At 49.3% G+C, this 7,604-nt stretch carries 8 protein-coding genes; 7 read left to right on the top strand and 1 reads right to left on the bottom strand.

Annotated elements, in window-relative coordinates:
* Positions 1-121: 121 nt before the first annotated feature.
* The 7 genes from ADA01nite_RS20725 (at position 122) to ADA01nite_RS20695 (ending at position 6,553) form a co-directional block, all read left to right on the top strand.
* Positions 122-823, top strand: coding sequence for a FadR/GntR family transcriptional regulator (locus tag ADA01nite_RS20725; protein ID WP_146812339.1), 702 nt, complete (start codon positions 122-124; stop codon positions 821-823).
* A gap of 159 nt (positions 824-982) precedes the next feature.
* The gene (locus ADA01nite_RS20720; protein WP_146812338.1) at positions 983-2,653 is read left to right on the top strand and encodes a lactate permease LctP family transporter; all 1,671 of its coding nucleotides are present in this window, start codon (positions 983-985) and stop codon (positions 2,651-2,653) included.
* 133 nt (positions 2,654-2,786) lie between these two features.
* Positions 2,787-3,521, top strand: a complete 735-nt coding sequence (locus tag ADA01nite_RS20715; RefSeq protein WP_146812337.1) for a (Fe-S)-binding protein — start codon at positions 2,787-2,789, stop codon at positions 3,519-3,521.
* Positions 3,518-5,026: a LutB/LldF family L-lactate oxidation iron-sulfur protein gene (locus ADA01nite_RS20710; protein WP_146812336.1), complete on the top strand. Its 1,509-nt coding sequence runs from the start codon at positions 3,518-3,520 to the stop codon at positions 5,024-5,026. Before ADA01nite_RS20715 ends, ADA01nite_RS20710 begins: the two co-directional genes overlap by 4 nt.
* Positions 5,019-5,744, top strand: a complete 726-nt coding sequence (locus tag ADA01nite_RS20705) for a LutC/YkgG family protein (protein WP_146812335.1) — start codon at positions 5,019-5,021, stop codon at positions 5,742-5,744. The genes ADA01nite_RS20710 and ADA01nite_RS20705 overlap by 8 nt, the downstream gene beginning before the upstream one ends.
* 113 nt (positions 5,745-5,857) lie before the next feature.
* Complete coding sequence (locus ADA01nite_RS20700) at positions 5,858-6,205, top strand: carboxymuconolactone decarboxylase family protein (RefSeq protein ID WP_246147442.1); 348 nt, start codon at positions 5,858-5,860, stop codon at positions 6,203-6,205.
* 81 nt (positions 6,206-6,286) lie between these two features.
* On the top strand, positions 6,287-6,553 hold the full coding sequence (locus tag ADA01nite_RS20695; RefSeq protein ID WP_146812333.1) for a hypothetical protein: 267 nt from the start codon (positions 6,287-6,289) through the stop codon (positions 6,551-6,553).
* A 98-nt stretch (positions 6,554-6,651) separates the two neighbouring features.
* Here the strand turns inward: ADA01nite_RS20695 and msrC are convergent, their stop codons facing one another.
* On the bottom strand, positions 6,652-7,137 hold the full coding sequence (msrC, locus tag ADA01nite_RS20690) for a free L-methionine (R)-S-oxide reductase MsrC (RefSeq protein WP_146812332.1): 486 nt from the start codon (positions 7,135-7,137) through the stop codon (positions 6,652-6,654).
* Positions 7,138-7,604: the final 467 nt, after the last annotated feature.

Here is a 7,604-nt window from a genome sequence, read left to right as displayed (position 1 = left end):
TCACGATTTTCACAGAAAAATATTAAACTTTCTCAAAATGAATATTGACAAAAAACTGAAAAATAAGGTAGGATGTGATTAGCGGTCACATATCAGATGACCTGATAAGAAAGGATGTGGCGTGAAAGCGTTGCCAAAGTTTAACGTACGTAAAACGTATGAAGAGGTTGCTGATTATCTGCGTGAGCAAATTATCTCCGGCGTATATCAGCCGGGCACCCGAATGCCCTCGCTCAGAGAGCTGGGGGAGACGCTTGGTGTAGGACAATCAACGGTAAGGGAAGCGCTTAGCTCTCTTAAAACACTTGGGTTAATTACAATGAAGCAGGGGGAAGGCACGTTCGTTACCCGGCATGATCCTGAAGAGGTTATCTCTGCGTTCGAGGCATTACGTCCGGTGACGCGGCAGGAAATCATGGAGCTGCTGGAAGTTCGCAAGATTATTGAAAGCGGTACGGCCCGTCTGGCCGCTGAGCGGCGAACGGAAGAAGAACTGAACCAAATTGAGAAAGCGCTTAAAGAAATGAAAAAGGCGCTTTCTGAAGGAGATCTGGGAGATGCACCGGATTGGAAGTTCCATTATGCGGTCGCCAGCGCTTCACACAATCAAACCCTCAAATCCGTAATGATGTCTATCTCTGAAGCGATGGGACGCTCATTGTATGCCAGTCGCCTGGAGCTGTATCGAACGCAGGGTGTTCCGGAAGAGTTATACAAAGAACACGTGAACATCTATGAAGCAATTTGTGCTCAAGACAGCAAGCGGGCCGAAGAAGCTATGCTGTATCATCTGCAAGGAGTGGAGGAAAAGATGCTGGAATAGCGCTTTTCTTCTAAGCAGAAAAGTCAGATGACCTGAGGTATTTGGCATGCTAACTTATCAGATCACCTGAAAGCTATAGGTGACTATTCGTCAGGGGACAAGCCAATAGGCTGACCATATAAACATATCTAAAATTTAAGGGTAAAAGAGGTGTATGTTATGCAAACATGGACGCAAGTGTATGCTCCGTTGGGGAGTCTCGGGTTGTCAGCCGCTGTGGCAGTCATTCCTATCGTATTCTTTTTCCTTGCGCTGGCCGTTTTCCGTATGAAAGGCCATACCGCAGGATTTATCACAGTGCTGCTCTCCCTGATTATTGCAATTGCTGTCTACAAAATGCCGTTTTCTATGGCACTGGCCGCAGCCGGATACGGATTCTTCTATGGTTTATGGCCGATTGCGTGGATTATTGTAACCGCTGTATTTTTGTACAAAATCACCGTGAAAACAGGACAATTTGACATCATTCGTTCTTCCGTCGTATCGATTACGGACGACCAGCGTCTGCAGTTACTGTTGGTTGGTTTTGCGTTCGGGGCATTTCTGGAAGGTGCCGCCGGATTCGGTGCGCCGGTAGCGATTACTGCAGCACTTCTGGTGGGCCTCGGGTTCAATCCGTTGTACGCGGCGGGATTGTGTCTTATCGCCAATACGGCGCCGGTAGCGTTCGGGGCGATGGGAATTCCGATTATTACTGCAGGTAAAGTGACAGGTATCGATGCATTTGTAATTGGTCAGGCGGCAGGCCGTCAACTGCCTCTGCTGTCTGTTATCGTTCCGTTCTGGCTTGTTTTCATTATGGACGGTCTGCGCGGTGTGCGTGAGACATGGCCGGCGGTTCTAGTGGCCGGCGGTTCATTCGCAATTACGCAATTCTTTACGGCAAACTTCATCGGACCTGAGCTGCCGGATATTACGTCCGCTTTAGTTAGCCTGATTTCGCTTGCCGCATTCCTTAAGGTGTGGAAGCCGAAGCGCATCTTCCGCTTTGAAAATGCCGGTATGGCGGCGACCGAAGCAAGCGCAACGGCCGCTGTCGATACTGAGAAACGGTATACGGCCGGTCAAATTTTCAAAGCATGGTCTCCGTTTATCATTCTTACCATTATGGTAACCATCTGGAGCCTGCAGCCATTCAAAAAGCTGTTCGATAAAGGCGGGGTATTGGAGTCACTGGTCATTAAAGTCAATGTACCGTTCCTCGATAAGCTCGTTATTAAAGCGGAGCCGATTGTAACGAAACCGACACCGTATGAAGCATTATTCAAACTGGACATTCTGTCTGCAGTCGGTACAGCCATTCTAATTGCAGCCATTATCTCCATGTTCGTACTGAAAATGAAGCCGAGTGAAGGGTTGAAAACGTTTAAAGAAACGTTGTCTGAATTGAAAAAGCCGATTCTTTCTATCGGTCTGGTGCTTGCGTTCGCCATGGTTGCCAACTATTCCGGTCTATCATCTACACTGGCACTGGTGCTGGCAGGGGCAGGCGGTCTGTTTCCATTCTTCTCGCCGTTCCTTGGCTGGCTCGGGGTATTCCTTACCGGTTCCGATACATCAAGCAATGCGTTGTTTTGCAGTCTGCAGAATGTAACGGCACAGCAGATTGGCGTCAATGAAACACTGCTTGTCGCGGCGAATACAACCGGCGGGGTAACCGGCAAGATGATTTCTCCGCAGTCGATTGCGGTGGCATGCGCGGCGGTTGGACTCGTCGGCAAAGAGTCCGATTTGTTCCGCTTTACTGTTAAACATAGTCTGTTGTTTGCCGCTATTGTAGGTATTATCACATATGTCCAAGCTTACTATTTGACCTGGATGCTTCCATAAGAGCAAGCGTACAGGTACGACAAAGCAGGGAGATGCCCTTGTTCCATGGGACAACGGCGCTCCCTCTTAGTGTTTTGTGAAAACCAGGAAAAAGCAAGGGAAATTTTCATTTATTCTTTGGAGGTGTTTACCTGTGAAGGTCTCCATTTTTATTACATGTTTATCGGATGCAATCTACCCGCAGGTCGGGGAAGCGATGGCCCGACTCCTCGCACGGCAGGGGATCAAGCTCCATTTTCCTGAAGCCCAGACTTGTTGCGGCCAGCCCGCGTTTAACAGCGGATACTGGGATGAAGCGCGGGCCAGTGCCCGGACGCTTCTTGAAGCATTCGATGACAGCGATTTTGTCGTATCGCCATCCGGCTCATGTACCGGGATGATTCAGCATTATTATCCGACCCTGTTCAAAGATGATCCGGTCATGCTTAAGAAAGTGCATCAGTTTTGCGGGAAGACGTACGAATTCTCCCAGTTTCTTGTAAATGTGTTGGGCGTTACAGACGTAGGAGCACATTTTCCGCACAAAGTGACATACCATCCTTCCTGTCACGGAAGCCGGCTGCTTGGCATTAAAGAAGAGCCTCGCCAGCTTCTGGCCAATGTGAGGGGCCTCGAGCTTGTCGATTTGCCGTTCGCGGAAGATTGCTGCGGATTCGGCGGTACATTCGCAGTAAAGATGTCTGATATCTCCGGTGCAATGGTTGAGGAGAAAGCGCAGCACGTGCTCGAAACCGAAGCCGAAGTGCTGGTCGGCATGGATATGGGCTGTCTGATGAATATTGGCGGCCGCCTGCGCTATGAAGGCCGTCCGGTGCGTGTTATGCATCTGGCGGAACTGCTGTATGAAGGGGTGAAACAAGAAGTATGAGCACAACGTTTAACCCGACAACTACAATCAAAGAGCGGGCCAGAATATCTTTAAATGACGAGTTTCTTCGCAACGCGGTAAAATACACGACGGAAAAGCTCCGCACGTCCAAAAAGCTTGCTTCCGATGAACTGGGCAACTGGGAAGAGTGGAGGGAGCGTGCTCGGCAAATTCGTCTTCATACGATTGCCCATCTGGATTATTACCTGTCTGAATTCGTGAAGAATGCACGCGCAAATGGTGTACACGTTCATTTTGCATCGACGGCCCGGGAAGCGGTGGATATCACATTGAAAATCGCTGAGGCGAAGGGCGCGAAATCGGTCGTAAAATCGAAATCAATGGTATCGGAAGAATTGCACATTAACCACCGGCTTGAAGAGATCGGGGTGGAAGCAATTGAAACCGACCTGGGTGAGTACATCATTCAACTGGCGGGTGAAACACCGTCTCATATCATTATTCCGGCCATTCATAAAAATAAGCAGCAGGTCGCCGACTTATTCTCAGAGGAAGCAGGCGAAACACTGCCGCCGGAAACGCCTGTCCTTGCAGGATTTGCCCGCGCCAAGTTGCGCGAGAAATTCCTTGAAGCGGACATCGGCATGACCGGGTGCAACTTCGCTATTGCTGAGACCGGATCTATGGTGCTGTTCTCCAATGAAGGAAACGCCCGCATGGTTAGTACTGTGCCGAAGACGCAGATTACGTATATGGGGATGGAGCGGATTATTCCGTCGCTTGAAGATTTGGAAGTGATGGCGACGATGTTGCCGCGTGCAGCTACCGGACAGAAGCTGACCGTGTATATGTCGGCGATTACGGGGCCGCGCCGCCCGGATGATTCGGACGGCCCGGAAGAAATGCATATTATTATTCTGGATAACGGCCGTTCTTCCCAGTTGGGGGATCCGGAATTTCAGGAAGTACTGAACTGCATCCGCTGCGGCGCTTGCCTCAATGCTTGTCCGGTCTACCGCCACGTCGGCGGGCATACGTACGGCTGGGTGTACAGCGGTCCGATCGGGGCGGTGCTGACGCCGCGACTGAATCAGGATACGGAGAAGTGGGGAGAAGTGGCATACGCGTCCAGCCTCTGTGGTGCGTGCTACGAAGCATGTCCGGTCAAAATTCCGCTGCATGACATGCTTGTCTATATCCGCCGCCAAAAAGTCGAAGAAGGGCATACGCCGGCATCAGAGCGCATGGCGTTTAAAGGATTTAAATACATCATGTCCAATCACCGCCGATTCAAGCGTACAGTAAATTTAGGCAGAACGGGCCAGAAGGTTGTCGTCCGCGATGGAGTGATTACATCGAAGATCGGGCCGCTGAAAGGGTGGACAGAGTACCGGTATGCGCCTTCTCTGGCAGAGCATTCTTTCCGTGATTCCTGGAGAAATCTATACGCGGAATTGGAAGGAAGTACGCCGGACATGTCTTCGGATGTGATGAAGCGGTTAGAAGAAGCGAAAAAGAAACAGGGAGGAAGACGCCATGAGTAAGCAGGGTGAAGACATCATCCGCCAGCTGGACGATCAGGCGGCGCAAAAAGAGGAGCAGTTTTTCGCGCATATTGCAAACCGGTTGAACCGGCCGCGCATCACCCGGGCGCCTGCCCATCCGTTCCGGGGTGCGCCGGACTTCTGGCATGCGTATGATCTTTCTGAAGAAAAACGTATCGAATTATTTATGGCAAATTGGACCAGCATGGGAGGCAACGCGCAAAGGTTTTCCGATATAGTGTCGTTGCGTACGTATATTGAAGATATGGCCAAAACAATGAAAGCGAAATATATGATTCGCTTTGATCATCCGCTTCTCAATGAGATGAATGTGGAACAAAACCTGCCGGATGTTGAGATGACAGTATGGAACGAGCAGGCGCAGGAGGAGCTTCTGACCAAAGCGGCAGGCGCCGATATCGGCATTGCCGTGGTGGATTACGCTATTGCCCACACAGGAACAGTGGTAGCCGTCTCCGGCGCGAAGCAAGGGCGTTCGGTGAGCCTTCTGCCGACAGTGTTTATTGCTGTGCTGCGGGCGCACGATATAAAAACGAAGATGGGTGAAGTTATGGCGGATTTGACGCGCCGCTTCGGTACTAAACTGCCTGCCGGTATCCACTTTATCAGCGGTCCGAGCCGCTCCGCTGACATTGAGAACGATTTAACGATAGGGGTGCACGGACCGGGTATCGTGCATGCGCTGATTTTAGATTAATAGTGAAGAGCCAGACCGTTAGTTTTCCGGCCTGGCTCTTTTTATATAAAAAAGAATGAATGAGAACATACTATAGGATGTCATCGAATACTACACGGATGGAGTGAATGAAAATGAACCAATATATGCAGGCAATCCATGACTATAAGGAAAGCGTAGGCGCATTTCAGCAAATAAGACCGGAGTTTACGAGCGCATACAACGAATTTACCGGTGCAGCCTTTGGAGACGGGGCAATTTCGCAAAAGGATAAACAGTTGATTGCGCTTGGCGTCAGTCTGGCTTCCCAGGATGAGTATTGCATTTTGTACCATACGATGGAGGCGCTGCATAAAGGGGCGAGCGAGCAGGAAGTGTATGAGGCGTTGCAGGTGGCAGCGGCTCTTCGCGGCGGTTCGGCGTTTTCCCAGCTGACGCTTGTTCAGCATGCATTGGCCGAGTTCAATAACCGGGTACAGTAAGCGAAACGGATTCTCTTATGTTTTACACATTTAAAAGAGGGGGTAAAGACAAACAAAAGAATCAAGAAGGAGGCACGACTTATGGCAGAAGAGAGAAATGAACGGGAAAAACACGAAAAGGGCAAGCTTGCCGATGTCCAGGATTGGGATCCGTTAGATACCCCGCAGATTACCGAATCCCGCGAAGCGCAGCGCCGTCTCGGACAGGGAGCGGAGATGCCCGGATTGTATGAAGCGGATAGAGCAAAGACGGAAGACGGCGAGGAAGAAATGACGAAAGAGGAGCGGCTTGCTTCCATTCAAAAGAACATCAATCTTATTAAGCAGGGGATTACGGAGAAACAATGAAGGCCAAAGAAGTGGCCGACAACTTCAAAAATCTCACGCGCGGAAAAGATGGACAGAAATAAAGAGGCCATCCGAGAAGATTCGGATGGCTGTATTTATTATAAAGATTCGCAAAGTACGCGCACGAACGCTTCCAATCCTTGCCGGTCAATTTCATCAAATCGGCCTTTCTCAGGGCTGTCAATATCAAGGACGCCGATGAGTGTACCATCTTTTATTATTGGTACGACAATCTCTGATTGGGAGGCGGCGTCGCAGGCGATATGGCCCGGGAATTGATTGACATCTTCTACAAGCAGCGTTTTCCGTTCTCCGGCGGATGTACCGCAAACGCCTTTGCCGAGCGGAATGCGCACGCAGGCCGGCAAGCCCTGGAAGGGCCCTAAGACCAATTCGTTTTTGCTTTCTTCATATAAATAGAATCCGACCCAGTTGATGCGGTCGAGGAATTGGTTCAGCAGAGCGGAAGCATTCGCCAGATTCGCGATAAGGTTTGGCTCATCTTCGATTAGTGCTTTGAGTTGTTTGCCGACGAGTTCGTAGTTTTTCTCGCGGGATGCTTCATATCTTTCGATTTTAAACAATTTTCTCATCCCTTCTTCTTAACAAAATGTATGTATATATGATACAAGAGGTCAGCGTCGTTTGACAAATCATTAAACCCTCTAGTTGTTTTATATACAAGGATTGCCTGATATACATTGTATGCTTTTTAAGCGGTTAACCCTATTTTTTAGTGTTAAGACAAATTATTTTGCGCGTACATACGCAAAAATTATTTGCTGCAAATTTAATTTGCATATCATAAGTAAAGAAAGTGTAGGGATAAATGAAATGAAGCAGAAGAAAACACGGTAGGATTGTTCGAGTGATTTTGGCATCCTAATTGCATAACTTAAGGTAAGAATTAACGAAAACGAAGATAACAGGAGGGTATTCAATGATTCCATATCGTCCAGAACCGTTTACCGACTTTGCCGAGGAACAAAATATGAAAGCGATCAACGAGGCGCTTGAGAAGGTGTCCGCGGAGCTGGGCCGCGACTATCCC

Origin of the sequence: Aneurinibacillus danicus, from assembly GCF_007991215.1 — a bacterium.
Lineage (GTDB): Bacteria > Bacillota > Bacilli > Aneurinibacillales > Aneurinibacillaceae > Aneurinibacillus > Aneurinibacillus danicus.
This window is presented reverse-complemented; position numbering and strand designations above follow the sequence as displayed.

What these genes read in the sequence shown, in the direction of transcription:
- ADA01nite_RS20705 (WP_146812335.1), top strand. Translation starts at nt 5,019, where the DNA reads ATGAGTAAGCAGGGTGAAGACATCATCCGCCAGCTGGACGATCAGGCG.
- ADA01nite_RS20710 (WP_146812336.1), top strand. Translation starts at nt 3,518, where the DNA reads ATGAGCACAACGTTTAACCCGACAACTACAATCAAAGAGCGGGCCAGA.
- ADA01nite_RS20695 (WP_146812333.1), top strand. Translation starts at nt 6,287, where the DNA reads ATGGCAGAAGAGAGAAATGAACGGGAAAAACACGAAAAGGGCAAGCTT.
- ADA01nite_RS20700 (WP_246147442.1), top strand. Translation starts at nt 5,858, where the DNA reads ATGAACCAATATATGCAGGCAATCCATGACTATAAGGAAAGCGTAGGC.
- ADA01nite_RS20720 (WP_146812338.1), top strand. Translation starts at nt 983, where the DNA reads ATGCAAACATGGACGCAAGTGTATGCTCCGTTGGGGAGTCTCGGGTTG.